The following is a 25,163-nucleotide window of genomic DNA, read 5'->3' on the forward strand; positions in this document are numbered from 1 at the left end:
CCACCTCAAGACCAGAGGCCGTATGCGCCCATGACCGATGTCATCGACGAAACTCTCGCCAGCCATAACCAGACACCCGAAGCCGTGCCCGAAGCCGGACTGTTCGGGAAAGCCGTCAATGCCATCGGCCTGCTGTTCGCCATCGGCATTCTCGCCTCGGCCGGACTGTTGTTCTACGAGGTGGTGATGCGCTACGTCTTCAATGCGCCCACACGCTGGGTGCATGAAACGGTCGTATTCCTCAGTGCCCTCGCCTTCGTTTATGGTGGCCTCTACGCTGCCGCCATCGACAAGCATATCCGCGTGGTCATCTTCTACGACCGGCTGTCGGCGGGCATGAAGCGGGTCTTCAACATATTGATCTCGCTGACCTGCCTGATCGCATCGCTGTTCTTTGCATGGGCCGCATGGCTGAGTGTCAAACGCGCGGCGTGGACTCCGCAGGGCGACTTTCGACTGGAAACCTCGGGCTCGGCCTGGAACCCGCCCTATCCGGGGCTGCTGAAAATCTTCCTTCTGATCATCCTGGTCCTTCTGGTCGTCCAGTTCACGATCTTCACGATAAACTACCTGCGCAGGAAGGGCCAAGCCTGATGGATTTCCTCTTCGATTTTCAGTCGCTTGGCATTGGCGGCGCGACGCTGGCCATGTTTGTCATGCTGATGGCGCTGCTGCTTACGGGCATGCCGCTGGCTTTCGTGACCCTGCTGGTCGCGCTGATCTTTGCGCTTGGCTGGTTCGGCCCCATGGCGGTTCCCCTGATCACCTCGCGAATCTTCAGCTTCGTCAACAGCTTTGTCTTCGTCTCGGTGCCGATGTTCGTTCTGATGGCGGCAATCCTTGACCGATCCGGCATCGCTCGGGACCTGTTTGACGCCATGAAGGTGCTGGCCGGGCGTATCCGGGGCGGTGTCGCCATCCAGACATTGCTGGTGGCCGTCGTGCTGGCAGCCATGTCCGGCATCATCGGCGGCGAGGTCATCCTGCTGGGCCTGCTGGCCCTGCCGCAGATGCTGAGGCTTGGCTATGATCGCAATCTGGCCATCGGGGTCTGCTGCGCCGGCGGTGCGCTTGGCACCATGGTGCCGCCCTCGATCGTCCTGATCATCTATGGGCTGACCGCCAATGTCTCGGTCGGCGATCTGTTCTCTGCCGCCTTCCTGCCCGGCCTGATGCTGGCGGGCTTCTATGCCGCCTATATCCTGATCCGTGCCTATATGAACCCGGCGCTGGCCCCCATTGCCGAACCCGAAGATATCACTCGCGCGGAAAAGCTGCGCCTGCTCAAGGGTCTGTTCCTGCCGATCCTCGTGGTCATCTTCGTGCTTGGTTCGATCTATGGCGGGATCGCCTCGGTAACCGAAGCCTCGGCCATTGGCGTGATCGGCGTCACCCTCTCTACCATCATCCGGGGCGAGTTCACCGTCGATCTGATGATCGGCGCCGCCAAACAGACCCTGCGCACAGTGGGGATGATCGTCTGGATCGGCATTGGGGCCTCGGCCCTGGTCGGCGTGTTCAACCTGATGGGCGGCATCAATTTCGTGTCCAACCTGATCACCGGGATTTCCGACAATCCCACCGTGGTGATCCTGTTCATGATGGCGATCCTTTTCGTGCTTGGGATGTTCCTCGACTGGGTAGGGATTGCCCTGCTGTGCATGCCCATCTTCGTGCCCATCGTGCGCGACATGGGTTACGATCCGGTCTGGTTCGGCGTCGTCTTCGCCATGAACATGCAGGTCAGTTTCCTGTCCCCGCCCTTCGGACCCGCGGCCTTCTATCTGAAATCGGTTGCCCCACCCGATATTTCGCTGGGGGATATCTTCCGCTCGCTGCTGCCTTTCATCGGCATGCAGATTCTTGCCGTTGCCCTTTTGATCGCCTTCCCGGGCATCACTGGTCATTAACCTTCGGAGCTATCCATGACAGACAGCACACGCAAACCTCTTCGTTCCGAAAGCTGGTTCAACGATCTGGCCGATCCCGAGATGACCGCGCTCTATCTGGAGCGTTACCTGAACTATGGGCTGACGCTGGAAGAATTGCGCTCGGGCAAGCCGATCATCGGCATTGCCCAGACAGGTTCCGACCTGTCTCCCTGCAATCGCCATCATGTCGAACTGGCCAAGCGCACCCGCGACGGCATCATCGCTGCCGGTGGCATTCCACTGGAAATTCCCGTCCATCCGATCCAGGAAACCGGCAAGCGACCCACGGCGATGCTGGATCGAAATCTCGCCTATCTCAGCCTTGTCGAAAGCCTTTATGGCTATCCCATCGACGGGGTGGTCCTGACGATTGGCTGCGACAAGACCACGCCCGCGCTGCTGATGGCTGCCGCCACGGTGAACATCCCCGCCATCGCCTTTTCGGTCGGCCCGATGCTGAATGGATGGCACAAGGGCGAGCGCGCAGGATCGGGCGCGATCATCTGGAAAGCCCGCGAAAAATACGCCACGGGGGAAATTGACGGCGAAGGCTTCCTGAACATGGCCGCGGCTTCGGCACCTTCGGTGGGCTATTGCAACACCATGGGCACGGCTTCGACGATGAATTCGCTGGCCGAGGCGCTTGGCATGCAACTGCCCGGATCGGCCTCGATTCCGGCCCCCTATCGCGAACGCGGCCAGATGGCCTATTACACCGGCAGGCGCATTGTCGATATGGTCCGCGAGGATCTGCGACCCTCGCATGTCATGACCCGCGAGGCCTTTGAAAACGCCATCGTCGTCAATTCGGCCATTGGCGGATCGACGAATGCGCCAATTCATCTGGTCGCGATCGCCAAACATCTGGGCATCGAGATCAGTAACGCCGATTGGGAAAAGATCGGCTATGAGGTTCCGCTGCTGGCCAACGTCCAGCCTGCCGGCGCCTATCTGTCCGAGGACTTCCATCTGGCAGGCGGTCTTCCGGCCGTAGTCGCCGAATTGCTGCGCGGCGGGCTGATCCCCCATCCCGATGCGATCACGGTGACGGGCGAGGCCTTTGGCGGGCTCTATGCGGATGCGCCCTGCGAAAACAGCGATGTGATCCGCACTCTGGATCGTGCGCTGACCGACAAGGCCGGCTTCCTGAACATGTCGGGCAATCTCTTTGACACGGCGATCATGAAGACCTCGGTCATCACCGATGACTTCCGCGCACGCTATCTGTCCAATGACGCCGATCCCATGGCCTTTGAAGGTCCGGCCTTTGTCTTTGACGGCCCCGAGGACTTCCACAAGCGCATCGACGATCCGGCGTTGGGCATCACCGCCGATAGCATCCTCGTGATGCGTGGTGCAGGCCCCAAGGGCTATCCGGGCGGTGCCGAAGTGGTGAACATGCGCCCGCCCTCCTACCTGATCAAGGAGGGCATTCGTGGCCTGCCGTGTCTGGGTGACGGGCGGCAATCGGGGACCTCGGGTTCGGCCTCGATCCTGAACGCCTCGCCCGAGGCGGCCGATGGCGGCAATCTGGCCATTCTGCAGGATGGCGACCGGCTGCGGATCGATCTGAACACGCGTCAGGTGCAGTTGCTGCTGGACGACAAGGAAATCGCCGCCCGCCGTGCCGCGCTGGACGCTGCCGGAGGCTATAAGGTGCCCGAAAGCCAGTCGCCATGGCAGGCTATTTTCCGCGACCGCGTGCGCCAGTTCAGTGATGGCATGGTGCTGGATGGGGCCGACCAGTTCCGCGACATCGGCAACAAGGCGCTGCCCCGCCACAGCCACTGATCGGCGAACAGTCGGCAATCACAACATCCAAAGCCTGCAAGCGCAGGCTTTGGATATGCGGATCCGCTGCGGTTTCCTCGCTCGACAGCCAGATCGCCTCCCGCCGGGTCGCGATTGTCACGGGGGCTGACGGATCAATGCTGATCGTGCAGGCAATTCGCGTGATCGGCCAGAACATTGATGACTTTGCAGTCGCAAATCCGCCCAGGGCTGCATTCGGAAATCATCCGACCCAGTTCTTCGCGCAGCGCCTGCAACTGGGCGATGCGACGGTCTACCTCGGCCAGATGCTCGCGCGCAATGCTGTCCGCCTCATGGCAGGACGCCTGGGGTTTCTCTGACATGGCCAGCAATTCCCGGATCGCCGCGAGGTCAAAACCCAAGGCGCGGGCATGTCGAATGAAGCGCAACCGGTCAATATCGGCCTGATCATAGCGGCGCTGGTTGCCCGCGGTGCGGTCGCCTTCCGGGACCAGCCCGATCTTCTCGTAATAGCGAATGGTGGGCACCTTGATCCCGGTTTCCCGCGAAAGAGCTCCGATTCCGATCTGCATTTGGCACCTCTCTTTCCGCGACAATCAAACCTATCGGATACAGCCGGATAAAGCCTTGTCAATCGTTCGATAATATCGAACGGTTCGCAAATTATAATCAATTGGATTGTTTAATTGTCGTGAACTACCTGTGGCGCCACCACCAAGACAGGACAACTGGACATGAGTACTCCCAGCACCGAGCATTTCGATGCCCCCCCTATCGCAGCCGCGCCTGCGGATCACGGTGCGCGATCCGTTCTGCCCGGTCTGGCATTGACCGCGCTGATCGCCGCTGCGGCCTTTGGCCTGCGCCTGCTGCCAGGCTTTTCGGCGCTAAGCCCCCTTATCCTTGCGATCCTGATCGGCATGGTGATCCACAATCTGCGCGGCACACCCGCCATCGCCAAACCGGGCGTCAAGTTCAGCCTGAAGCGCGTGTTGCGCGCCGGGATCGTGCTGCTGGGTCTGCAACTGACGTTTCAACAGGTCATGCAGGTCGGCGGCATTGGCGTGACAGTGGTCATCGTGACGCTGGTGGCAACATTTGCCTTCACGACATGGCTGGGCAAGCTGCTGAAGGTCGACGCGGGGCTGACGCAGCTGATCGCTGCAGGCAGCTCGATTTGTGGTGCCTCGGCGGTGATCGCAACGAATACGGTTACCCGCGCTCGTGACGAGGATGTCGCCTATGCAGTTGCCTGCGTGACCATCTTCGGTTCTCTTTCGATGGTGCTGATGCCGCTGATCGGAGGTTTCCTGGGCATGGACGCGCATGCGTTCGGACTGTGGACAGGCTCATCGATTCACGAGGTCGCACAGGTTGTTGCCGCCGCCTATGCGCGCGGGCAAGAGGCCGGAGAATTCGGCACCCTGGCCAAGCTGACCCGCGTGATGCTGCTGGCGCCGATGGTGCTGATGCTGGGCGTGGCGGCCGCACGGCGGATGCGCCAGTCCGGTCAGGATCACGATGGCGGCGGCATCCCGATCCCGTGGTTCGTCCTGGGCTTTCTGGTCATGGTCGGTCTGGCCAGCACCGGCTGGTTGCCCGAAGATCTTGCCCCCTATTCCACCAGCGCAACGCAATTCATGCTTGCCATGGCCCTTGCTGCCATGGGACTTGAAACAGATCTGCGCAAGTTGGTGGCCGAGGGGCCGCGCCCAGCCCTGCTGGGGGCCGGTGCCTGGTTGTTCATCTCTGCGCTCAGTCTGGGATTGGTATTGATCACGACATGACGCTGGAACAGTTGCGCATCTTCATCGCCGTCGCCGAACGTCAGCATGTGACACAGGCGGCGGCGGCTTTGAACCTGACACAAAGTGCAACCAGCGCCGCCATCTCGGCCCTTGAACAACGCCACGCCGTCCGCCTGTTCGACCGGGTCGGGCGGCGGATCGTTCTGACTGATGCCGGACGGCAATTTCTCGATGAGGCCCGTGCCGTATTGGGTCGGGCGGAACAGGCCGAACGTCTGCTGGCCGATCTGGCGCAACTGCGGCGCGGCACGCTGCGACTGGGGGCCAGCCAGACAGTCGCCAATTACTGGCTGCCCGGCGTCATGCAGCGGTTCCACAATGAATACCCTGATTTTTCACTAAGCCTCACCACCGGGAACACACAGGACATCGCGTCCATGGTGCAGGGCGCAACCATCGATCTGGGGTTTGTCGAAGGTGTGGTCGAGGCCCCGACCCTGTCCGTCACCAAGCTGACCGGTGACGAAATGGCTTTGGTGGTTGCCCCGGATCACCCCTGGGCCAGGACGCCGCCCCTGACCGCTGCTCAGTTGCAAGAGGGAACCTGGGTGCTGCGGGAGCCGGGCTCGGGCACCCGCGCCGTCTGGGAGGACCTTTTGAAGCGCAATGGGTTGGACAAGGCCTCGATGCGCGTCGCTTTCGAGTTGCCATCGAACGAAGCGGTGCGCAGCGCCGTCAAGGCCGGCGGCGGTGCCGCCATTCTGTCCACACTTGTCATCCAGCCATTGCTGGAAAACGGGCGCATTGCGCGGGTCGATATCGACCTGCCGCAACGCAATTTCTTTGTCCTGCACCACAAGGAGCGACAAATTTCGTTGGCCGAGGCGCGATTTCTGGACTGCGCCCGGCCCTGACCCTTCCCGATGCAAAAGGGGCAAGCGCAGCAAACCGCGATGGTCTGCTGCGCTTCACATGATCAAAGCTGGATGATCGTTCCGCTTTTCCAGCTTTCGGTTGCAGCGTCCGCCAGAAGCTGGGCCTTCAACCCGTCCTCGATGGTCGGCACCGGCGAGCGTCCTGCGGTCAGCGCATCGACGAAATGGTGCATTTCCGCAGCATAGGCAGCCGCGTAGCGTTCGAGGAAGAAGTGCTGGGCCGGGGCAGTGGCAAAGCCGGCCTCGCCCGCCTGCTCGACCGTATGGTCCAACTGGTTGGCAGCCCGCAGCATGCCCTTCTGACCATGCACCTCGATGCGCTGGTCATAGCCATAGGTTGCACGACGTGAATTGCTGATCTGGCAGATCTTGCCGCTGGCCGTGGTCATGGTCACCGCCGCCGTATCGACATCGCCGGCCTTGCCGATCTCGGGATCGACCAGCGCCGAGCCGACAGCATGAATCTGGACCGGTTCTTCGCCCAGAAGGAAGCGCGCCATGTCCAGATCGTGGATCATCATGTCGCGGAACAGCCCGCCCGAGGTCTCGATATAGCTCAGCGGGGGGGGCGTGGGGTCGCGTGACAGGATGGTAACGATTTCAACCTCTCCCAGCGCGCCGTCATCCAGCCGTCGCTTGAGTTCGGAAAAATTCGGGTCAAATCGACGGTTGAAGGCCGTCATGAAGGGCACGCCGCAATCAGAAACAACCTTCATCAGATCACGGATGCGATCCGCCATGAGATCCACGGGTTTCTCGCAGAAGATCGCCTTGCCGGCCTTGGCCGTGGCTTCGATCAGTTCGGCATGTGTCGAGGTTGGCGTGCCGATGATCACTGCATCGACATCCTTGGATTCGATCAGCGCCTGTGCATCAAGAACCTGCGCGCCCGTCGCGTCGGCCAGTGATTGCGCTGCCTGCGGCAATGCGTCCGAAACCGCAGCGACACGCGCCGTGGACAAGCCCGCCAATGTCCTGGCATGGACCTGCCCGATCCGGCCACAGCCCAATATTCCAATGCCAATCATTTCAGGCTCCTTCTCCCGATATTCCAGATGGGTCGAGCCGCCTCGCCTCCCGCTGCGGCCTCGCGAGAGACGATACAGAAATTGCAATCGGTTGCAATACCTTTTGCACCCGGGTCATCGCCATCATCCCTGATCACTGATCGTGTCGTGACGTGGCAGGCCGGACGCGACGCAGGCGCAAGGCATTGCTCACCACCAGCACGCTCGACAATGCCATGGCTCCGGCAGCCAGCATGGGTGACAACAGGATACCGTTCAGCGGATAGAGCATTCCCGCTGCAATCGGAATCAGCAGGATGTTGTAGCCAAAGGCCCAGAACAGGTTCTGCCGGATATTGGTCATTGTCGCCCGGCTGATGGCAAAGGCATTGGCAACTGCGCCCAGATCATGCCCCATCAGCACCACATCCGCGCTTTCGATGGCAATATCGGTCCCCGTGCCGACAGCGACGCCCACGTCCGCCGAGGCCAGGGCGGGCGCGTCATTGATGCCGTCGCCAACAAAGGCCACCGCGCCCGAGCCGCGCAAACGGGTCAGTGCTGCCACCTTGCCATCGGGCATCACTTCGGCCACGACCTCGTCGATGCCCAGTTCTTGCGCCACGCGATCGGCCGTGGCCTTGCGATCACCGGTGATCATCGCGACCTTGACGCCCTGCTCATGCAGGTCCGCCACCATGCTCCGGGCGCTGTCACGGATGGGATCGGCCACCGCCGCCACGGCGACAAGATGCCCATCGCGCGCCACGAACAGCACCGTCTTGCCCTGTCGTGCCAGTTCATCGGCACGCGACGCGAGGGCATCTGGTGCGATCTGTTCCTGCTGCATCAGATGGATGGTGCCGATCAGAATGTCGTGCCCGCCAACCGTGGCCCGCACGCCCTGCCCTGTCATCGCCCTGAAATCGTCTGCGGTTTCAAGGATCAGACCGGCCTCTCGCGCACCTTCCACGACAGCCCGCGCGACGGGATGTTCGGATTTGGCCTCGACGGCTGCCATCTGCGCCAGAACCTCGCGGCGTTCGATCCCGGCGACGACCTCGACATCGGTCAGGGTCGGGCGTCCCTCGGTCAGCGTGCCGGTCTTGTCAAAGGCCACCACATCCACGGACTGCAAGGCCTGCAGCGCGTCCCCCTTGCGGAACAGCACACCCAATTCGGCGGCGCGCCCGGTGCCGACCATGATCGAGGTCGGCGTTGCCAGCCCCATGGCACAGGGGCAGGCGATGATCAGCACCGCCACCCCCGCCACCAGTGCATGGGCCAATCTCGGCTCGGGTCCCCACAACATCCATGCCGCAAATGCCAGCACCGCAACCGCGATGACCACCGGCACGAAATACAAGGTCACGCGGTTGACCAACCCCTGAATGGGCAGACGCGCGCCCTGCGCCTCTTCGACCATCGCAATGATCTGCGACAGCACCATATCACTGCCGACACGGGTCGCGCGAAAGGCGAAGGCACCGTTGCCATTGATGGTGCCACCCGTAACCGGCATCCCTTCCGATTTCTCGACCGGAATCGGTTCTCCGGTGATCATGCTTTCATCGACCCATGACCTACCCGAAACGACCATGCCATCGACGGCAATCCTCTCACCCGGCTGCAGATGCACGACATCGCCGACCTCGATCTGCTCGACGGGCAATTCGACCACTGCGCCATCGCGCTCGACGCGGGCGGTGCGGGCGCGCAGGCCCGACAGCTTGCGGATCGCTTCACCCGTGCGGCCCTTGGCGCGAGCTTCGAGATAGCGCCCCAGCAGCAGCAGCGCGACGATGACGGCGGCGGCCTCGAAATAGACGTTGCGGCTGGCCTCGGGCAAAAGCGCAGGCCAGAACGTCACCACGGTCGAAAACCCATAGGCCGCAGCGGTGCCCAGGGCGACCAGAGAATTCATATCCGGCGCCCCCTTCAACAAGGCCGGCACGCCGTGGCGAAAGAATTGCCGCCCCGGCCCGAAAAGGATCAGCGTCGTCAACAGAAACTGCAGCATCCAGGACGTTCGGATCCCGATGGTCGCCGCCACCATATCGTGAAAGCCTGGCACCACATGCCCGCCCATCTCCAGCAGGAAGACCGGCAGGGCCAGGACAGAGGCAATCAGCACATGATGTTTCAGCGCCCCGGCCTGCTGCTGCTCGTGATCCGCTGCCCTGTCCTGACCGGACTGATGTGGCTGCGCCCTGTATCCGGCATCCGCCACGATGGTGGCGATCTGCGCCGGCCCGACCTGCGGGAGATGCCGCACCTTCGCTGTGCCCGCCGCGAAATTGACCTCGGCGCCGGCAATGCCGGGTGCCGCGTTCAAGGCAGCCTCGACCCGTGCAACGCAGGAGGCGCAAGACAGACCGTCGATATCGAAGATACTTGTCTCCAGTCTTGCCGGATAGCCGGTTTCATCTAGCAGATGCTCGACGTCTTGAACCGTCAGCCTGCCGTCGTGACGGATGGTCGCGCTGGCGGTGGCCAGATTCACCTCGGCGCTTTCGACCCCTTCGCGCGCCTGCAACGCCCTTTCGACGCGACCGACACATGAGGCACAATTCATGCCATCAACACCAATCCTGATGACCCGTTGGGACTGCATGGCGATCTTCCTTTCGTGCTTCGCCGTCATCTCGTGGACCTAATGCTTCCAGCGGCTGGAGGGTCAATGACCATTCCACAAAAAATCGTCGCCATCTACTTCTTTGGTCTTGAACCTATAGTTGCTAGAGATACTAGGTTATGATGCGAATCTTCAGGAGATCGCGCCATGGCCGACATTTCGAGTCCCGACAACCGTTTCCGGTTCAAGATCGAAGGCATGGATTGCGGAGGCTGTGTGGCCACGATCCGGACCGCGTTGGAGGGGATGCCCGGCGCAACGGATGTCGAGGTTTCTCTGCCCCGCCAGGAATTGCTTGTGACATTGCCCGACGGGGATACCACGGCAGCCGATATCCGCCGCGTCATGGGGCGGCTTGGTTTCGGCGCTGAATGTCTTTCACATCCCGAAAAAGACAGGTCAAGGCGCAAAGGATGGCTGCAAGGCAAACCCGCCCAGCTTGCGCTGGCCGCCGGTGCGATTGTTGCGGCCCATGCCGTGTCATTCCCGTTCCCAAATGCCGAAAGGCTGGCTTTCTCCATTGCCGCGCTGGTCACGTTGATTCCGATTGCCCTGCGCGCCATCGCCGCCGCACGGATGGGGGCCATCTTTACGATTCAGATGTTGATGACCATTGCCGCGCTCGGTGCAATCATCATCGGCGAACCGACCGAAGCCGCTTTCGTGGTGTTCCTGTTCATTCTGGGTGAAATGCTGGAAGGCCGGGCGGCCAGGCAGGCGCAATCGGGCATCAAGGCACTTGCGGAAATGCTGCCACGACATGCATTGGTCCAGGACGCCTCGGGAAATCTGAACCAAATCGCGACCGAAGACCTGAAGATCGGACAGCAGATCATCGTGCGGGCCGGGGATCGAATTGCGGCAGATGGCGTGATCGCCTCGGGCAGCAGCGCGGTCGATGAATCCACCATCACCGGCGAAAGCATCCCGGTGGAGAAATCCCCAGGTGATCGCGTCAACGCCGGCACCATCAACCATGACGCGACCCTGCGCATTTCGGTGGATCGTGACAGTGCCGACAACACCATCTCGCGGATCATCGCCCTGGTCGAAGAGGCCCAGGCCGCCAAGGCTCCGACCGAGAGGTTCATCGACCGCTTCTCGCGCATCTATATGCCCATCGTGATTGCCGTCTCTGCGCTGGTCGCCATCACGCCCCCGCTCTTTCTGGGCCTGGCCTGGGATGACTGGATCTATCGTGGGCTGGCGCTCTTGCTGATCGGCTGTCCCTGCGCGCTGGTGATCTCTGTCCCGGCGGCCATCGCGGCCAGTCTGGCGGCATCGGCACGCCACGGCATGCTGATCAAAGGCGGCGCCGTGCTGGAGTCCTTGGCCCACAGCAATCGCGTGGTTTTCGACAAGACCGGAACCCTGACATCGGGCAAGCCCGTCGTGACGGATTTCATCGATCTGTCGGCGGGCAGTTACGACACGCTGGCCATCGCCGCCGCCGTGGAAAGAGAGAGCTCGCACCCGCTGGCCATGGCCGTGGTGGCCCATGCGGATCAACAAGGGGTGAATCGCCTGGACGCAAGGGAGGTTACCATCCTGCCGGGCCAAGGCATGAGGGCCGTGGTCGGGGTCATGCAGATTTATGTCGGCGCGCCCGATCACGCCCCGCTGCAGGACAAGGCCGATGCTGACGCAGAGACGCAGATGTCCCGCCTGAAGGCCGAGGGCAAGACGCTGTCGGTCATCTGTGCCGACGGCATGATGATCGGACTGATCGCCCTGCGCGACGAAGCCCGCCCCGAGGCCGCAAAGGCCGTGCAGGCCCTGAAGGCCCAAGGCATGTCATCGCTGATGCTGACCGGAGACAATGAAGGTACGGCCCGCGCCCTTGCCACCCCCCTGGGAATGGCATTTCAGGCCGGCATGCTGCCACAAGACAAGGCAGGGATTGTCGCTGCCATGGCGCAATCAGACATCGTGACCATGGTCGGCGACGGCGTCAATGATGCCCCTGCCCTTGCCGCCGCACAGGTCGGGATCGCGATCGGCTCGGGAACCGATGTCGCGATGGAGGCCGCCGATGCTGTTCTGATGAGCAACCGGATCAGTGACCTGCCGCGCATGATCGCGAAGGCACGTGCAACGATGCGGGTGATCCGGCAGAATGTCGCGATTGCCCTTGGATTGAAACTGGTCTTTCTGATCACCACGATAGCCGGGCTGACCGGCCTCTGGCCCGCGATCATGGCCGATACCGGCGCGACCGTGCTGGTCACGCTCAACTCCATGCGCCTGCTGCGAGACTCGGGCCGAGATATCGCCGCGCCCATGGAAACCCGATAAAGGCACCCCAACTGGCAGCCTTGTCCTGATGGCAGGTTGCCAGTTCGGCCGGGCCAGACGCCGGGTCAGCCGATCAGCTCTTCAGAGCGGTCATCGGTTTCCCCGAAGCGCTTCAGCACTGCGGGGCGCGTGCCTTCATAGATCCGATCCAGGTTCTTGCTGATCTTCTCATTCTCGCGCTCGAACAGGCAGTTTCCCTCCATATCCGAAGCGACGATGAACGGTCCCATATGCCTGCAGCGAATGACCCACATGGCCTGCGCCAGTCCCAGTTCCTCATGCCAGTGAACCGCCTCGACATTTTCGACGCCGCGCCCCAATAGCGCGCCGGTGCCATAGCCGACGGTCGAGAGGTAGACCGCGCCATTGGGCACGAAATAGCTTCTGTAATCCTTTGAAGACATGCCGCCCTTGCCGATGATCAGCTTGGCGCCGGTCTTGGCAATCCATTCCGGCAACCATTTGGCAAAGCGGAAGGAGGCTGTCGCCGTAACGGCCCCCAGATCAAAGGTGCCATCTGCACGGATATTGGCCGCGGGCGAACAATGGAAATTGGCCGCGCTTTGCGAAGGAAGTTCCATGGGAATATTTGCCTGCTGTTCCAGCGCGCGCATGTAGACACCTTCGCGCGCCGTATACATCAGACCGTCAAGATAGACGATATCACCCAATCGCAGCTTGGCGATATTTTCCGCTGATGGGGTGGTGCTCAAAACGACTTCGCGCGGTTTCATCCGGCATCCTCCAGTGCGGGTTCCCATTCCACGGTTTCACGTCGCTGATAGGGGGTGAACCAATCAGGGTCGGTGCGATATTCGACGCGCCCGTCGGGATACAGGCGGGCCACCGCGCGGCGTGATGACAGGCAGAAGGCGTGGACAGACATCTGCATGCCGCCCGTATGACAGTAACCAACCTCGATATTGCAGTCGATCACCATGTTCTTGCCCACGAAACCCATCGCGCCCATTCCTATGGAATTGCCAAGTTCTTTCAGCTCATCCTCCAGTTGGGCGATGCCTGGGTCGGAATTGCGGCTGCCCACCGTGCGCAGGACCGCCGCACGTTTTCCCAAGACCATGCAGGTGTCCTTCGACCCGCCCAGTCCAATACCGATGATCGCGGGCTGACAGGCCAGGCCGCGCTTGCCAAAGGCGACGAGGCTGTCCAGATAGAAGCGCTTGATCCCCTCGATGCCATCCGAGGGGAACAACATCCGGTAATCGGTGCCGAACAACCCGCCCTTGTGAACCGTGATCAGATCGACCCAATCCCCTTCGGGTTCGAAACCGTATTCGATCTCGGGGGCGCCGATGCCGACATTGTTGTTGTGATCGGTGCGCCACAGCGGGTGAACCCGGTTGGGACGCAAGGGAACACCATTTGTAGCTTCAGCCGTCGCGCGGCGCAGGGCCGTTTCCAGCGCGAACATGCCGCCCTCGATCCTGGCGTCATTCCCCATCTTGATGAACCAGCGCGGCACGCCGGTATCACCGCACATGGCGCGACGGTCCTCCTTGGCCGCGACATAGTTGTCCAGCATGGCCTGCAATACGAATGAGGACAGATCGCCGTCTTCGGTTTCGGCCGCAGCCTGCAACCCCTCAAGATAATCCTCGGGGATCTCGATGGCGGCCTTGTCCATCAGGGATCGGGCCGTCTTCTGGATCAGATCAATGGAAATCATGCTTGTGCCACCAGTGTTTCGGGTTCGCCTTCCGGCAGGATGGTTTCGCCCGGTCGGACGATGGTGAAGCGGACGGGGCTTCTTTCGACCTCGATGACGCCATTCTGCTGACGCGCCATGGTGAAATAGGACTCTTCAAGCGCCCCCGCCTCGGGGAAGTCCTCGCGGAAATGCGCCCCGCGAGAGTTCTCACGGGCGATGCCCGCCTTGGTGATGACCTCGGAAACCTCGGTCAGAGAAGCCATGTTCAGCCAGTCATGCCAGGTCAGATTGAAGGCGAGATTCGAGGCATCCACCCCGGTTTCCAGCAGTTCGGCGCGAATTTCGTCAATGCGTTTCAGGCCGCGCTCCATGCCGGGGCCGGTGCGCATCACGCCGACATCCTCCCACATCGCTTCCTGCAATCGTGATCGCAGGCTCAGGACATGGCCGGGCTTTTTCCCCAACGGCCGCAGCGCCCGGTCGACCTCGGCCGCCAGCACCGCTTCATCAGGGTCGCGCAGGCTGGTCATGGCGCGGATATCCATGCCCATGACATCGCCCGCAACGCCGCCATAGACGGTGGAATTGGCAACACCATTGCCGCCCAGTCGGTTTGATCCATGCGCCCCGCCCGCATCCTCGCCAGCGACATACAGGCCTTCGATCGCGGTTCGGGTGTCAGGATCAACGACCACGCCGCCCATGAAGTAATGCGCCGTCGGCACGACCTCGACCTTGCCGGCGGCCAGATCGAAGCCGCTGTCTTCACAGCGTTTCACCATCCCGTTGAATTTCTTGCGGACATTGTCTGGCCCCAGATGCGCCATGGAAATGAACATGCCCACCTGGTCGGGGTCATTGTTCTTGCGCATCTCGGCATAGATCCCCCGGCTGACCACATCGCGGGTCGCGCGTTCGCCGCGAGGGTCATAGTCGAACATGAACCGGTCGCCGCGCGCATTCAGCAATTGCCCGCCTGCCCCGCGCAGCCCTTCCTCGAGAACCGTGCCGGTCATGCGGGTATACTCTCCGGCAAGCAGACCGGTCGGGTGGAACTGAACCATCTCCATGTCGCGCAGGGGCAGCCCAAGGCGCAGGGCCATGGCCAGACCGTCCATGGTCTTGTCACCCGATGGCGTGTGATATTTGTACATGGTCGGACCGCCGCCTGTCCCCATCATCACTGTCTTTGCACGCACGAAGCGGAAGGTGCCGCTGCGCATGTCGATGAACAGAACCCCCGCCAAGGCGGAGCCATCGGCCGTCGGGATCAACCCGATCGCACGATGTTCCTGCAGCTTTTCAATCGGACGAGACAGCACCTGCTCCATCAGGCGATTGATGATCTCGATTCCGGTCAGATCACCCTTGTGCACGGTCCTGTCGGCAGTTTGCCCGGCAAAGGCCTTGTGATGCAGCTGTCCATCGGCCTCGCGGTCGAAGAAACAGCCGACCTCGTTTTCCAGCTCGCGCACCCGGACAACGGCCTGCTCGCACAGCCTCCAGGCCATGTCCTGATCAGGCAGCCACTTGCCGCCGTGAATCGTATCCATGAAGTGGCGCTCGACGCTGTCACCCCGGCCAAGCGCCACATTATAGCCGCCCTGCACCATCCGGGTGCAGCCGCATTTGCCGATCAGCCCCTTGACCGCAATGGTCACACGTGTCCCGGGCGGCGCCGATCTCTGGGCATGCAAAGCCGCAAACAACCCCGCACCGCCAGAGCCAAGGATCAGAATGTCGGTATCGTGGCGGTCGATTTCGATTTTCAAAGGCATGGCTTACACCGCATTCAACAGAAATATGCCGGAAATGAAGAAGGCCCCTGCCACAGCGCCGGCGGCCAGTGATTTCTGCGGCGCCGACCAGGGCAGGAACTCCAGCGCCAACAGGCGCAGCCCGCCGAAGAAATGCACCGCCAGCAGGAAGACCAGCCCGAATTCCGCGAATTTGACCAGCGGCAGTTCCGCCCAATTCAGAAACCCGTCCAGCGCCTGCGGAGATCGGATGCTCATGCCCAGCACATAAAAATGTACCGGCAGAAACAACGCCAACGCCAGCCCCGAAACACGATGCAGGAAAAAGGCGAACCAAAGCGGATGATTGCGATAGCTGCGCATCAGATCATCGTCACGGCCGTAACGGCCCGTGCCCCCAGAAAAAAGAAGATCGCAAAGCCGCCCCAGGTCAGCGCCGACAGAGACAATCCGCGCAGCCCGCTGACCTCATGGACAATGACGCGCAATCCGATCGCCGCATGCAGCGATACGGCGGCGACAAACATGCCGTAAAACAGGAACCAGAACAGAGATCCCTGCGTGCGTCCCAGAATTTCCGCCGCGCTCAACCCGCCCTGGATTGCATAGACCATCACGCCCAGATGCACGAAAACGAATGGCACCATGACCATCGCACTGAGCCGTTGCGCCATATAGAGTCGGATATCCAGCATCAGCGGCCTCTTTTCAGATAGTTGCGCATGGTCGCGCGCTTCAGCCCGGCAATCGCCGACAGCGGATCCAGCCCGTTGGGGCAACAAGCCGTGCAATTTCCCATCGAATGACAGTTGTGGCAGCCCCCGCTGGCAGATACCGCATCCAGAACCTCTTGCCGGGCCCCATGCTTTTCATCGTTCACGATCGTCCAGGCACGTTGCAGCGCAGCGGGACCAAGGTAATCTTCATTGGCGCTGACGGTATCGCAGGCCGCATAGCACACCGAACAGTTGATACATTCGATCCCTGCATCCGCTGCCACGCGCCCGGTGCTGGAGGGACGAATTTCCTCGATCGGATCATGGCGCGACCGCGTCGGCCTGTGTTGTCCACCGGCCTTGACCCATTTGTCGAAGAACGGATCCATATCGGTGACAAGATCCTTGATGACCGGCAGATTGCGCAGCGGCGCAACCTTGATCCTGTTGTCTTTCAACACCTTTTTCACATGGGTGCGACAGGTCCAGCGCGGCGTCCCGTTCACCATCATCGCGCAAGAGCCGCACATTCCGACACGGCAGGCAAAGCGATAGGTCAGCGTTGGATCGGCATTCTGCTGGATCCAGCTGACAACATCCAGAATGGTCTGATTGTCATAGGCCGGAACCTCGAAGGTTTCGTAAAAGCCCCTGTCGTGTTGACCACGCCATACGGAAACTTCCAGCTTTTCACTACGCTCGGACAACTTGGCATTCCCAACAATTCAATCACCGGTCAACTTATATATCCCTTATTTTCTAACAAAAGACTTCAATTTCTAACCATTATTGTAATTCTATCTTACATAAAAATGCCTCTACATCTCCCGCAACAAACATCTTCCCCGCATTGCGGACAAATTTCGGTCATATTTCGCCGCACCGCGGCAGTCTGGCCTTCAGAAACCACAAGGGCGCGTCATCAAAGCAGCACCTCGCCCACAACTTCCCTGGAAAATTACTGTCATTTTTACTTACATGAAAGGTAATATATTATTTCTTCTTGTAAGCTTACCTTCTTCCTATAGTTTCCGGATAATAAGAAACTGCATGGATCAATCCTGCCATCCGGCCAGACATGCAGCGTATTTCCTGGGAGGAATGAATGAGATCGAAAGCCCTAGCCATCGCCAGCGCGATCCCTCTGACTTTCGCGGCGACTGCCGCCTTGGCAGAATACCCTGAACGCCCCATCACCATGGTCATCCCCTTCGGGGCCGGTGGTGCCACCGACATTTCGGCCCGCACCATCGCCAAACCATTGGGCGATGCCGTTGGCCAACCGCTTGTCATGTCCAATGTCACGGGCGCCGGAGGTGCCACGGGTTCGGTCTCGGTCCAGAATGCCAAGCCCGACGGCTACAAGATGCTGTTTGCGCGCGTTGGCTCACATACGGTCAGTCCGGCCATGAAAGCTACTCTGCCCTATGGCATCGACGACTTCCGGTTCGTCACCGTTTACGAGATCAACCCGGTGGTCTGTGCCGTCCGCCCGGATTCCGGAATCGAGTCGATCGACGATCTGGTGGCCATGGTCGATGAGGGCAATGTCTCCTACAGTTCCTCGGGAGTCGGCACCTTGCTGCATATCGCCGCGGTCATGGTTCTGGACGAATTTGGCGTCGAGGATCCGTTGAACAGGGTCACGCATATTCCCCAGAAAGGCGGCGGAGCGGCCGCGACGGCCGTGTTGAACGGGACCACGACATTCGTCTGCACCAACTCCTCGGCGCTGGCCGGTTTCGTGGTCAATGGCCAGTTGAAACCGATCCTTGTGACCACTGCCGAGCCATTGGCGGGTTTTGATGCGCCCACGGCAGTGGATCTGGGCAAACCGGCATTGCAGCAGCTGGTCGGCTGGACCGGAATCGCGGGCCCCAGGGAGCTTCCTGATGACATCGCCGACAAATGGGGCGTGTGGATGGCAGAGGCCACTGCCGATCCGGGCTTTGTAGACAGCATGGAATCCTTTGGCTCGATCGTTGATCTGATGAGCCCCGAGGAAGCCAGTGCCTTCATCGAAGGGCAATACAACACGTTCCGCGCCCTTGCCGAGGAATTGGGCATGCGGATCGAAGGCTGATCGCGCTTCAATCCATTTCGAAAGCGCCGCACAGCGTGCTGTTGCGGCGCCTTCAGCATCGGGGAGGATGCTGTGAACGCTTATACCATACAGATGCGCCTGGGCCTGACGGCCATCGTGGCATCTGCATTTCTGCTGTTGATCGCGATCCCGAACTGGGTCACGTCACCCAGCAATGTCCGAAACATCGTTCTGTCCCCGACCTTCTGGCCCTATGTCCTTTCGGGCCTGACCGGATTGGTGGGTGTCGGGCTGGTGCTGGCCGCATTTCGCGAGGCGAAGGACGGGCCACGATTTGACGAGCCGGTTCGCGATCCACGGCAGGCCGGCATCCGGCTGGCGATCATGACGCTGATCATGCTGATCATCACTCTCGGCACGGCCAGTATCGGCATGGTCTGGATGAGCATGGCTGCCTTCATCGCGACTGCAGCGCTGGTGCGCACCCGCCATCCGGTTGCCGCCGTGATCTGCGGCATTCTACTGCCGTTGGCGCTCTATGCATTCTTTGCCCATGTCGCCAGCGTTGCTATCCCGCAAGGAAATCTGGTGAGGCTGCCATGAATGCAATCGACAGCGTGATGGCGGGCCTTGCGCTCGTCGGAAATCTCCAGGCGGTGATGTCCCTTGCAATAGGTGTCGTGGTCGGCGTCATCGGCGGTGCCATTCCGGGCATGTCGGCAACCATGGCGGTGGCCCTGACGCTGCCTTTCACATTCGCCATGCCCACCATTCCTGCGCTTCTCTTGTTGCTGGGCGTCTACAAGGGCGGAATTTTCGGTGGCTCGATTCCAGCCATCCTGATCAAGACCCCCGGCACACCGGCATCCTCGGCCACCATCCTGGACGGATATCCCATGGCCGAACGCGGAGAGGCCGGGCGCGCCCTTGGCATGGCTCTTTGGGCCTCATGCACGGCCGATCTGATCTCGAATCTGGCACTGGTCCTGTTCGCGGGATGGCTGGCCTCTTTCGCTATGAACTTCGGACCGCCCGAATTCTTTACCCTGATCCTGTTCTCGCTGACCATCATTGCGGGCGTCTCTGGAGAAAGCCTGTTGCGAGGCGCCCTGTCGGCCCTGTTGGGTCTGTTGCTCGCAACTATCGGGCTGGACCTGGTCTATGGGACAAACCGCTTCACCTTCGGTGACCCGAACATGATGGGAGGGCTGAATTTCATTGCAGTGCTGATTGGCCTGTTCGCCATCCCCGAAGTTCTGGCCATGGTGCTGAACCCGACGGGCCATCTGGGCAAGGCTCGCAGTCTGGGCAAGAACTGGGTCACATTCGCCGATTACCGCCGCTCCTTCAGATCCATCGTCCGGGGCAGCGTGATCGGCGTTGTTCTGGGATCCATTCCCGGCATCGGCGCGGCACCTTCGGCCTTTCTGTCCTATTCCGAAGCCCGCCGAACGTCGAAGAACAAGGACAATTTCGGCAAGGGCGAGGTTGAAGGCGTGGCCGCTGCCGAGGCTGGCAACAACGGCGTTGCGGGTGCCACGCTGATCCCCTTGCTGGCACTGGGGGTGCCGGGCGACGTGATCACGGCCATTATCATCGGCGCCTTCATGGTGCATGGTTTGCAGCCCGGTCCGATGATGTTCGTGACCAATATCGACATCATCTATGGATTGTTCATCGGCCTGATCCTCAGTTCGTTCCTTCTGTTCGTGATCGGATCCGCAGCAATCAAGGGGTTCAAATATGTGGCCGATATCCCGCGCAGATTGCTGATCCCCGGCGTGCTGATCCTTTGCATCTATGGCGTCTTTGCAGTCAACAACAACCTGTTCGACGTAGGCGTCATGTTCGTGATGGGATGGCTCGGATTTCTGATGATGCGCTATCATGTTCCGGCTTCGCCCTTCCTGATCGCGTTTATCCTCGGCCCGTTGCTAGAGGACAATTTCCGGCAGGCCATGCTGATGTCGGGGGGGAGTCCGGCAATCCTGGTCCGGGGTCCGATCACTTGGTTCTTCTGGGCATTGACCGCCATTACTCTGGTGGCAATCATACGCGCAGGTTTCCGGGCCGTTCAGAACGGCAGCCCGAAAATCCGGCCCCAGCAATAGATCTGGACATCACCTGCGCCTCAGAGATGGTCGCGAGGTTTCGGACCAGTTGCCAAGCTGTAGCGACCGACGAAGGGACGACCCGGATGACAAGGCGGATGCCCTTGCACGCGCTTTGTCCGCGGAGATGGAGCATTTTGTCTGTGTCGTCCTTAAGACGGGTCGTATGGCGAACTGGTTGCGGGCTGAAAACCATTCCCGGCGCATTTCTCCTCGAAGGCATCGAGCTCGGCCTCGGCCAGATCGGCACTCGGGGCGCTGTAGATCCGACGCGTCAGCCCGCTGCTTGTCGCGATCCGAACCGCTTCGCGTTTGAAATCGTCACTGTGTTTGGGTGCCATGTCCGGTCTCCTCTATGGCGAGCATTGCTCGCAGAAAACCGGAACAAAAGTGAAGCAGCTCCACTCTGCCTCCTATTGGCGGCATTCATAAGGACAATAGGAGGCAAAGGGGCGGGTCGCCCCGGAACCTCTTTGCAATTCATGGTTCTGGCTCGTCGTTGTTCTGGAATGCCAACCAGCCCTGCCGCCATCGGAGCAGGGTCGTCAACATGCAGGCCCCGGCAAAGATCGCTGCGAAGAGCGGAAACTGCGCAGGCCACAGGCACATGGCGACAAACAGCAGGATGGTCTCAAACCCTTCGGTCAGCCCCCCCAGATAATAGATGCCTTTCGTCGGATAGTGAGCCGAGGTCAGCCCGCGTCGCGCGGCAATCGCGGCAAAGGCCAGAAATGACGACCCGCTTCCCACGAAGGAGGTAATCAACAGGGCGGCGGGCAATCCGTTTACCTGAGGATCTTGAAGCGCGAAGCCCAGGGGCACCAGCGCATAGAAAAAGAAATCCAGCGCAATATCCAGAAATGCGCCCCGATCCGAAGGGGTCGCCGCCCGCGCAACCGCGCCGTCAAGACCGTCGAAAAAGCGGTTCAGCAGGATGAGGACCAGGCCAAGCGCCGTCTGCCCGAGTGCAATCGCGACAAATGCACCAACCCCAATGGCAAATCCGGCCAATGACACCCAGTCGGCGTGAATGCCCAGGTTCTTTAGCCTGAACCCGACGGGTTGCAGCACGGCACGCTGAAGCGGCAGAATCCTTGCGTCGATCATCCTCGCCTCCATGCGTGAAAACGCTCGACGACAGACAGCATGGTCGCATTGACATGATTGCGCCGCCACTCGCCCGAAACATATTTGTTCGCTTCGGCCATCGTCGGATAGACATGGATCGTTCCCAGAACCTTCCCTAGCCCGAGACCATATTTCATCGCCAGGACAAATTCGGCGATCAGTTCCGCGGCCTGAGCGCCGACAATTGTCACCCCGAGGATCCTGTCCTTGCCCGGCTGGGTCAACACCTTGACGAAACCCGAAGTCTGGCTGTCAGCAATGGCGCGGTCCAGTTCCTCCAGTGAATAGCGCGTGACTTCGACCGGGATGCCCTGCTCGGCAGCTTCGGTTTCCGACAGGCCGACCCGCGCAACCTGGGGCGAGGTAAAGGTGGCCCAGGGGATGACCCGGTAATCCGCCTTGAAGCGCCGGATATTGCCAAACAGTGCATTCACTGCGGCGAACCATGCCTGGTGGCCGGCCGTGTGGGTGAACTGATATGGTCCGGCGACATCCCCTGCCGCGAGGATATTTGGAAAGACGGTCTCGAGATATTCATTCGTCTCGACCACGCGCGAAACCCTGACGCCCATCTCCTCCAACCCGAAGCCCTTCAGGCGTGGTGCGCGTCCGACGGCAACGATGATTTCATCGAACTCGATCCTCCGTGCATCCACGCCATTCCCGACGGTGATCCACTTCGTGCCATCTGAGGCAACCCCCGCGGCGGTAGCCGCCTGCCCTGTCAGAATCTCGACACCCTCGGATTTAAGTGCGGCACGCAACAGATCCGAAACTTCGGGATCCTCCTTGGCCAGCAGGCGATCTCCGGCCTCGATCTGGATTACATGCGACCCCAGTCGTGCGAAGGCCTGCGCCAGTTCCGAACCGATCGGCCCGCCGCCCAGAACGACCAGTCGCCCGGGTGCATGATCGCGATCGCGCAGGGCCTCCCACATCGTGTCCGAGGTCAAGGCACCAACCTCGGACAATCCTGGCAAAGGAGGCATGACAGCCTGCGCGCCGGTGGCAATGATGATGGATCTTGTCGTCAGCCGCTGAACGCTGCCGTCATGTTTGGCGATCTCTACGGTCCAGGGATCAACCAGCCGTGCATAACCCCGCAGCACCTCGACGCCCAGGCTCTCGTAGCGCTCGACACTATCATGGGGCGCAATGGCGGCGATAATATCGTGAACGCGCTGCATCACCTTGCGAAACACGATCTCTGGCTGATGTGGCTCCAGACCGAAACGGTCGGCGTGGCGCATCTCATGAGCCAGTTCCGCACTGCGGATCAACGCCTTGGAGGGCACGCATCCGGTGTTCAGGCAATCCCCGCCCATCTCTCCGGCCTCGACCAGGGTAACCTTGGCCTTGGTGGCTGCGGCAATATAGGCCGACACCAGACCTGCCGCCCCTGCCCCGACGACGATGAGATTACGATCAAATTGGCGCGGGCGCGTGAAACCGGCATAGGCGCGACGGCGGCGCAACCTTTGCTGAACCAGGCGGATCACCCAGGGAAATACTGCAAGCAGGCCAAGCGAGATCAAAACCTCGCGCGACAAGATGCCCGACAGGGATTCAAGCTGTCCTATCTGCGTCCCGGCATTCACGTAAAGCGCGGTCGCAGGCAGCATGCCGATCTGGCTGACGATATAGAACCTCAGGGCCGGCAGGGCGGTCAGCCCCATCAGCAGATTGATGATGAAGAACGGAAACACCGGCACGAGGCGCAGAGAGAACAAATAGAACGCACCATCCCGGTCAAGCCCGTCACGGATGACCTGCGCACGGTTTCCCAGCCGGGATTGCACCCAGTCCCGCAACAGGTAACGCGACGCCAGAAAGGCAAAGGTTGCCCCGATGCTGGCGGCAAATGAGACCAGCAGCAGGCCCTGCCAGAAACCGAACAAGGCCCCTGCCCCAAGCGTCAGCCAGACAGCTATGGGCAATGACAGCGCGGCTACAGCGATGTAGGCCGCAAAGAAAACGCCCCAGGATGCCAGGGGATAGGCATGGATCATGTCGCGAATGCTGGCAACCTGATCGCGCAGCCAGTCCAGCCCAAGCTGATCTGTGGGGATGGCAAGCCAGGCAAGGACAACCGTGGTGGCTAGGATGATGAACAATATTGGGCGCGACACTGCTTTGTAGCCTTCCTGCAATATATGGCGCCACATGCGAAATGTGGCAGGATATCGTTCACTTCGCAGTGGGGCGGCAATTTGTTACAGTATCGATGCGGGCCCTAAAGCGTCTTGCACTGGATCCGGACCGCTGAAACCGAACCGTCGAGACGTCGCAACGTCATCTGCAGACGTTTCAGAAGATGAGTCCGAACATAGGTTGCGTGAAACTTGCTGGGTGCAAGCAGGGTCTGACATCCATCTTCCAGTCCGCCATCGGCCAGTCCCGCGATCCAGGCATCGAAAAGGGCCGGGTCTTCCCCGGCCAGATATTCGCAGGCGGCACCCCACAGCCCGTCAGCGGAAATCTGCTCGGGACGGCGAAATGGCACGACCTTGGTGTCGGCGGGCGCGACGGGACCGTCAAGCCGGGCGATGAAATCATCCCCGATATTCGGCCAGGCAGGTCGGGTATCCAGCATGATCCGTTCAATATCCAGACCATACATGGTCACCCTGCCCCGCACACCTGCGCGTTTGACCTCGATCCAGCCCAGACCGCGAAGCCGCGCCATGTCGCGTTTCACCGTGCGCTCATCGACGGACCAGAGACGGGCAATTTCCTTCTGCCCCATGACCAACTCGTTGCGTTGCCAGTTGTAGCGTGTGGTGATCAAGGCCATCAGCCGCAGAATCAGGCGTTGTCTGTTCTGGTCGCCAGCAAGCGCATATGCCATCATCGCTGACAGCAGGTCATATTTCTTTGATGCGGCCTCACGGCCGACAGGTCGGATCACCTGCATGACTGCTCCTGCTGACCGGTGGCCCGGCCCTCTGCCCCTGGGTCGCTTGTGCAACCTTATTGTCCGGGTGTTCGAAGGGACTTGATCCTGCCCCTTATGCCCTTTCCGAGGCATTCACCCAAACGCTTTTCGCTTCCTGTCCCGCATTAGCGTCCTAACGGGCGATTCTGTCAAGGGCTTTCGGCTGAATGTGACACTCATGGCCGATTTCAAAGAAAGAAAAGGGTATCATTGGTATAGGGGGACATCCAATCTGTCACCTTATTGCCCAGAGATGTCCCCTAATCGGCGATCAAGCCGCCCGAAATGTCCCCGAATCCGTTGTGCCCGATGTGGATCTGGCGTGTTTTCTGCCGACCGGCCATTTTTCCAGTAATTGCTGGACTTTGGCGGCCAGGGAACGTGGAATGAAAACCATTAAAAACTGCTTTTGCCAAAAGCGCAAATTCGGCGTAAAAGCAAAGAGAGCAATAATCAACGTCCTTGAATGCAGGCATGCC

General features: G+C 60.6%; 22 protein-coding genes. 9 read left to right on the forward strand and 13 right to left on the reverse strand.

Annotation, left to right across the window (positions count from 1 at the left end; genetic code table 11):
- The first annotated feature begins 30 nt into the window (after window positions 1–30).
- From JHW44_RS18340 to JHW44_RS18350, 3 genes are read left to right on the forward strand one after another with little or no spacing between them, the layout of a single operon-like run.
- On the forward strand, window positions 31–594 hold the full coding sequence (locus JHW44_RS18340) for a TRAP transporter small permease subunit (protein WP_089345064.1): 564 nt from the start codon (window positions 31–33) through the stop codon (window positions 592–594).
- Window positions 594–1,910, forward strand: a complete 1,317-nt coding sequence (locus JHW44_RS18345; RefSeq protein ID WP_089345063.1) for a TRAP transporter large permease — start codon at window positions 594–596, stop codon at window positions 1,908–1,910. Before JHW44_RS18340 ends, JHW44_RS18345 begins: the two co-directional genes overlap by 1 nt.
- Before the next feature lie 15 nt (window positions 1,911–1,925).
- Entirely contained in the window at window positions 1,926–3,722 is a 1,797-nt protein-coding gene (locus JHW44_RS18350) for an IlvD/Edd family dehydratase (protein WP_089345062.1), read from the forward strand.
- Window positions 3,723–3,856: 134 nt separating this feature from the next.
- Here the strand turns inward: JHW44_RS18350 and JHW44_RS18355 are convergent, their stop codons facing one another.
- Window positions 3,857–4,276, reverse strand: a complete 420-nt coding sequence (locus JHW44_RS18355; protein ID WP_089345061.1) for a MerR family transcriptional regulator — start codon at window positions 4,274–4,276, stop codon at window positions 3,857–3,859.
- Between the two features lie 162 nt (window positions 4,277–4,438).
- Between JHW44_RS18355 and JHW44_RS18360 the strand changes: the two genes are divergently transcribed.
- Together JHW44_RS18360 and JHW44_RS18365 are read left to right on the forward strand one after the other, a co-directional pair.
- A complete protein-coding gene (locus JHW44_RS18360; protein WP_089345060.1) occupies window positions 4,439–5,491 on the forward strand; it encodes a YeiH family protein in 1,053 nt (350 codons plus the stop codon).
- Entirely contained in the window at window positions 5,488–6,366 is an 879-nt protein-coding gene (locus tag JHW44_RS18365; protein ID WP_089345059.1) for a LysR substrate-binding domain-containing protein, read from the forward strand. The genes JHW44_RS18360 and JHW44_RS18365 overlap by 4 nt, the downstream gene beginning before the upstream one ends.
- A 62-nt stretch (window positions 6,367–6,428) precedes the next feature.
- Here the strand turns inward: JHW44_RS18365 and iolG are convergent, their stop codons facing one another.
- Together iolG and JHW44_RS18375 are read right to left on the reverse strand one after the other, a co-directional pair.
- The gene (gene iolG / locus JHW44_RS18370; RefSeq protein ID WP_089345058.1) at window positions 6,429–7,415 is read right to left on the reverse strand and encodes an inositol 2-dehydrogenase; all 987 of its coding nucleotides are present in this window, start codon (window positions 7,413–7,415) and stop codon (window positions 6,429–6,431) included.
- Window positions 7,416–7,548: 133 nt separating this feature from the next.
- Window positions 7,549–10,008: a heavy metal translocating P-type ATPase gene (locus JHW44_RS18375; RefSeq protein WP_089345057.1), complete on the reverse strand. Its 2,460-nt coding sequence runs from the start codon at window positions 10,006–10,008 to the stop codon at window positions 7,549–7,551.
- A gap of 168 nt (window positions 10,009–10,176) precedes the next feature.
- Between JHW44_RS18375 and JHW44_RS18380 the strand changes: the two genes are divergently transcribed.
- Window positions 10,177–12,324, forward strand: a complete 2,148-nt coding sequence (locus tag JHW44_RS18380; protein WP_089345056.1) for a heavy metal translocating P-type ATPase — start codon at window positions 10,177–10,179, stop codon at window positions 12,322–12,324.
- A gap of 65 nt (window positions 12,325–12,389) precedes the next feature.
- Here JHW44_RS18380 and JHW44_RS18385 read toward each other — a convergent pair whose 3' ends face one another.
- Genes JHW44_RS18385 through JHW44_RS18410 form a run of 6 tightly spaced genes read right to left on the reverse strand, consistent with a single transcriptional unit; the run spans window position 12,390 to window position 17,173 of the window.
- Window positions 12,390–13,058, reverse strand: a complete 669-nt coding sequence (locus JHW44_RS18385; protein WP_089345055.1) for a fumarate hydratase C-terminal domain-containing protein — start codon at window positions 13,056–13,058, stop codon at window positions 12,390–12,392.
- Window positions 13,055–14,011, reverse strand: a complete 957-nt coding sequence (locus tag JHW44_RS18390) for a fumarate hydratase (RefSeq protein ID WP_089345054.1) — start codon at window positions 14,009–14,011, stop codon at window positions 13,055–13,057. The genes JHW44_RS18385 and JHW44_RS18390 overlap by 4 nt, the downstream gene beginning before the upstream one ends.
- Complete coding sequence (locus tag JHW44_RS18395) at window positions 14,008–15,771, reverse strand: L-aspartate oxidase (protein WP_089345053.1); 1,764 nt, start codon at window positions 15,769–15,771, stop codon at window positions 14,008–14,010. The genes JHW44_RS18390 and JHW44_RS18395 overlap by 4 nt, the downstream gene beginning before the upstream one ends.
- A gap of 3 nt (window positions 15,772–15,774) precedes the next feature.
- On the reverse strand, window positions 15,775–16,113 hold the full coding sequence (sdhC, locus tag JHW44_RS18400; protein ID WP_089345052.1) for a succinate dehydrogenase, cytochrome b556 subunit: 339 nt from the start codon (window positions 16,111–16,113) through the stop codon (window positions 15,775–15,777).
- Window positions 16,113–16,445, reverse strand: a complete 333-nt coding sequence (locus JHW44_RS18405) for a succinate dehydrogenase (protein WP_089345051.1) — start codon at window positions 16,443–16,445, stop codon at window positions 16,113–16,115. The genes sdhC and JHW44_RS18405 overlap by 1 nt, the downstream gene beginning before the upstream one ends.
- The gene (locus tag JHW44_RS18410; RefSeq protein ID WP_089345050.1) at window positions 16,445–17,173 is read right to left on the reverse strand and encodes a succinate dehydrogenase/fumarate reductase iron-sulfur subunit; all 729 of its coding nucleotides are present in this window, start codon (window positions 17,171–17,173) and stop codon (window positions 16,445–16,447) included. Before JHW44_RS18410 ends, JHW44_RS18405 begins: the two co-directional genes overlap by 1 nt.
- Window positions 17,174–17,571: 398 nt before the next feature.
- Between JHW44_RS18410 and JHW44_RS18415 the strand changes: the two genes are divergently transcribed.
- The 3 genes from JHW44_RS18415 to JHW44_RS18425 all read left to right on the forward strand — a co-directional run bounded on the left by JHW44_RS18415 (window position 17,572) and on the right by JHW44_RS18425 (window position 20,621).
- Window positions 17,572–18,549, forward strand: coding sequence for a Bug family tripartite tricarboxylate transporter substrate binding protein (locus JHW44_RS18415; RefSeq protein WP_089345049.1), 978 nt, complete (start codon window positions 17,572–17,574; stop codon window positions 18,547–18,549).
- A gap of 72 nt (window positions 18,550–18,621) precedes the next feature.
- Complete coding sequence (locus JHW44_RS18420; RefSeq protein WP_089345048.1) at window positions 18,622–19,113, forward strand: tripartite tricarboxylate transporter TctB family protein; 492 nt, start codon at window positions 18,622–18,624, stop codon at window positions 19,111–19,113.
- Entirely contained in the window at window positions 19,110–20,621 is a 1,512-nt protein-coding gene (locus JHW44_RS18425) for a tripartite tricarboxylate transporter permease (RefSeq protein ID WP_089345047.1), read from the forward strand. The genes JHW44_RS18420 and JHW44_RS18425 overlap by 4 nt, the downstream gene beginning before the upstream one ends.
- A gap of 152 nt (window positions 20,622–20,773) precedes the next feature.
- On the opposite strand, the gene JHW44_RS18430 is transcribed toward JHW44_RS18425, so the two are convergent.
- From JHW44_RS18430 to JHW44_RS18445, 4 genes are all read right to left on the reverse strand, one after another.
- The gene (locus JHW44_RS18430; protein ID WP_089345046.1) at window positions 20,774–20,962 is read right to left on the reverse strand and encodes a hypothetical protein; all 189 of its coding nucleotides are present in this window, start codon (window positions 20,960–20,962) and stop codon (window positions 20,774–20,776) included.
- Between the two features lie 139 nt (window positions 20,963–21,101).
- The gene (locus JHW44_RS18435; RefSeq protein ID WP_089345045.1) at window positions 21,102–21,728 is read right to left on the reverse strand and encodes a CDP-alcohol phosphatidyltransferase family protein; all 627 of its coding nucleotides are present in this window, start codon (window positions 21,726–21,728) and stop codon (window positions 21,102–21,104) included.
- Window positions 21,725–23,878, reverse strand: a complete 2,154-nt coding sequence (locus JHW44_RS18440) for an FAD-dependent oxidoreductase (protein ID WP_218822585.1) — start codon at window positions 23,876–23,878, stop codon at window positions 21,725–21,727. The genes JHW44_RS18435 and JHW44_RS18440 overlap by 4 nt, the downstream gene beginning before the upstream one ends.
- A 104-nt stretch (window positions 23,879–23,982) precedes the next feature.
- Entirely contained in the window at window positions 23,983–24,663 is a 681-nt protein-coding gene (locus JHW44_RS18445) for a hypothetical protein (RefSeq protein WP_089345043.1), read from the reverse strand.
- Window positions 24,664–25,163 lie beyond the last annotated feature (500 nt).

Origin of the sequence: Paracoccus seriniphilus (assembly GCF_028553745.1) — a bacterium.
Lineage (GTDB): Bacteria > Pseudomonadota > Alphaproteobacteria > Rhodobacterales > Rhodobacteraceae > Paracoccus > Paracoccus seriniphilus.

Bases quoted from the DNA above. Each gene is read 5' to 3' on its own strand.
- JHW44_RS18340 (WP_089345064.1), top strand. From the start codon at position 31: ATGACCGATGTCATCGACGAAACTCTCGCCAGCCATAACCAGACACCC.
- JHW44_RS18345 (WP_089345063.1), top strand. From the start codon at position 594: ATGGATTTCCTCTTCGATTTTCAGTCGCTTGGCATTGGCGGCGCGACG.
- JHW44_RS18350 (WP_089345062.1), top strand. From the start codon at position 1,926: ATGACAGACAGCACACGCAAACCTCTTCGTTCCGAAAGCTGGTTCAAC.
- JHW44_RS18355 (WP_089345061.1), bottom strand. From the start codon at position 4,276: ATGCAGATCGGAATCGGAGCTCTTTCGCGGGAAACCGGGATCAAGGTG.
- JHW44_RS18360 (WP_089345060.1), top strand. From the start codon at position 4,439: ATGAGTACTCCCAGCACCGAGCATTTCGATGCCCCCCCTATCGCAGCC.
- JHW44_RS18365 (WP_089345059.1), top strand. From the start codon at position 5,488: ATGACGCTGGAACAGTTGCGCATCTTCATCGCCGTCGCCGAACGTCAG.
- iolG (WP_089345058.1), bottom strand. From the start codon at position 7,415: ATGATTGGCATTGGAATATTGGGCTGTGGCCGGATCGGGCAGGTCCAT.
- JHW44_RS18375 (WP_089345057.1), bottom strand. From the start codon at position 10,008: ATGCAGTCCCAACGGGTCATCAGGATTGGTGTTGATGGCATGAATTGT.
- JHW44_RS18380 (WP_089345056.1), top strand. From the start codon at position 10,177: ATGGCCGACATTTCGAGTCCCGACAACCGTTTCCGGTTCAAGATCGAA.
- JHW44_RS18385 (WP_089345055.1), bottom strand. From the start codon at position 13,058: ATGAAACCGCGCGAAGTCGTTTTGAGCACCACCCCATCAGCGGAAAAT.
- JHW44_RS18390 (WP_089345054.1), bottom strand. From the start codon at position 14,011: ATGATTTCCATTGATCTGATCCAGAAGACGGCCCGATCCCTGATGGAC.
- JHW44_RS18395 (WP_089345053.1), bottom strand. From the start codon at position 15,771: ATGCCTTTGAAAATCGAAATCGACCGCCACGATACCGACATTCTGATC.
- sdhC (WP_089345052.1), bottom strand. From the start codon at position 16,113: ATGCGCAGCTATCGCAATCATCCGCTTTGGTTCGCCTTTTTCCTGCAT.
- JHW44_RS18405 (WP_089345051.1), bottom strand. From the start codon at position 16,445: ATGCTGGATATCCGACTCTATATGGCGCAACGGCTCAGTGCGATGGTC.
- JHW44_RS18415 (WP_089345049.1), top strand. From the start codon at position 17,572: ATGAGATCGAAAGCCCTAGCCATCGCCAGCGCGATCCCTCTGACTTTC.
- JHW44_RS18425 (WP_089345047.1), top strand. From the start codon at position 19,110: ATGAATGCAATCGACAGCGTGATGGCGGGCCTTGCGCTCGTCGGAAAT.
- JHW44_RS18430 (WP_089345046.1), bottom strand. From the start codon at position 20,962: ATGGCACCCAAACACAGTGACGATTTCAAACGCGAAGCGGTTCGGATC.
- JHW44_RS18435 (WP_089345045.1), bottom strand. From the start codon at position 21,728: ATGATCGACGCAAGGATTCTGCCGCTTCAGCGTGCCGTGCTGCAACCC.
- JHW44_RS18445 (WP_089345043.1), bottom strand. From the start codon at position 24,663: ATGCAGGTGATCCGACCTGTCGGCCGTGAGGCCGCATCAAAGAAATAT.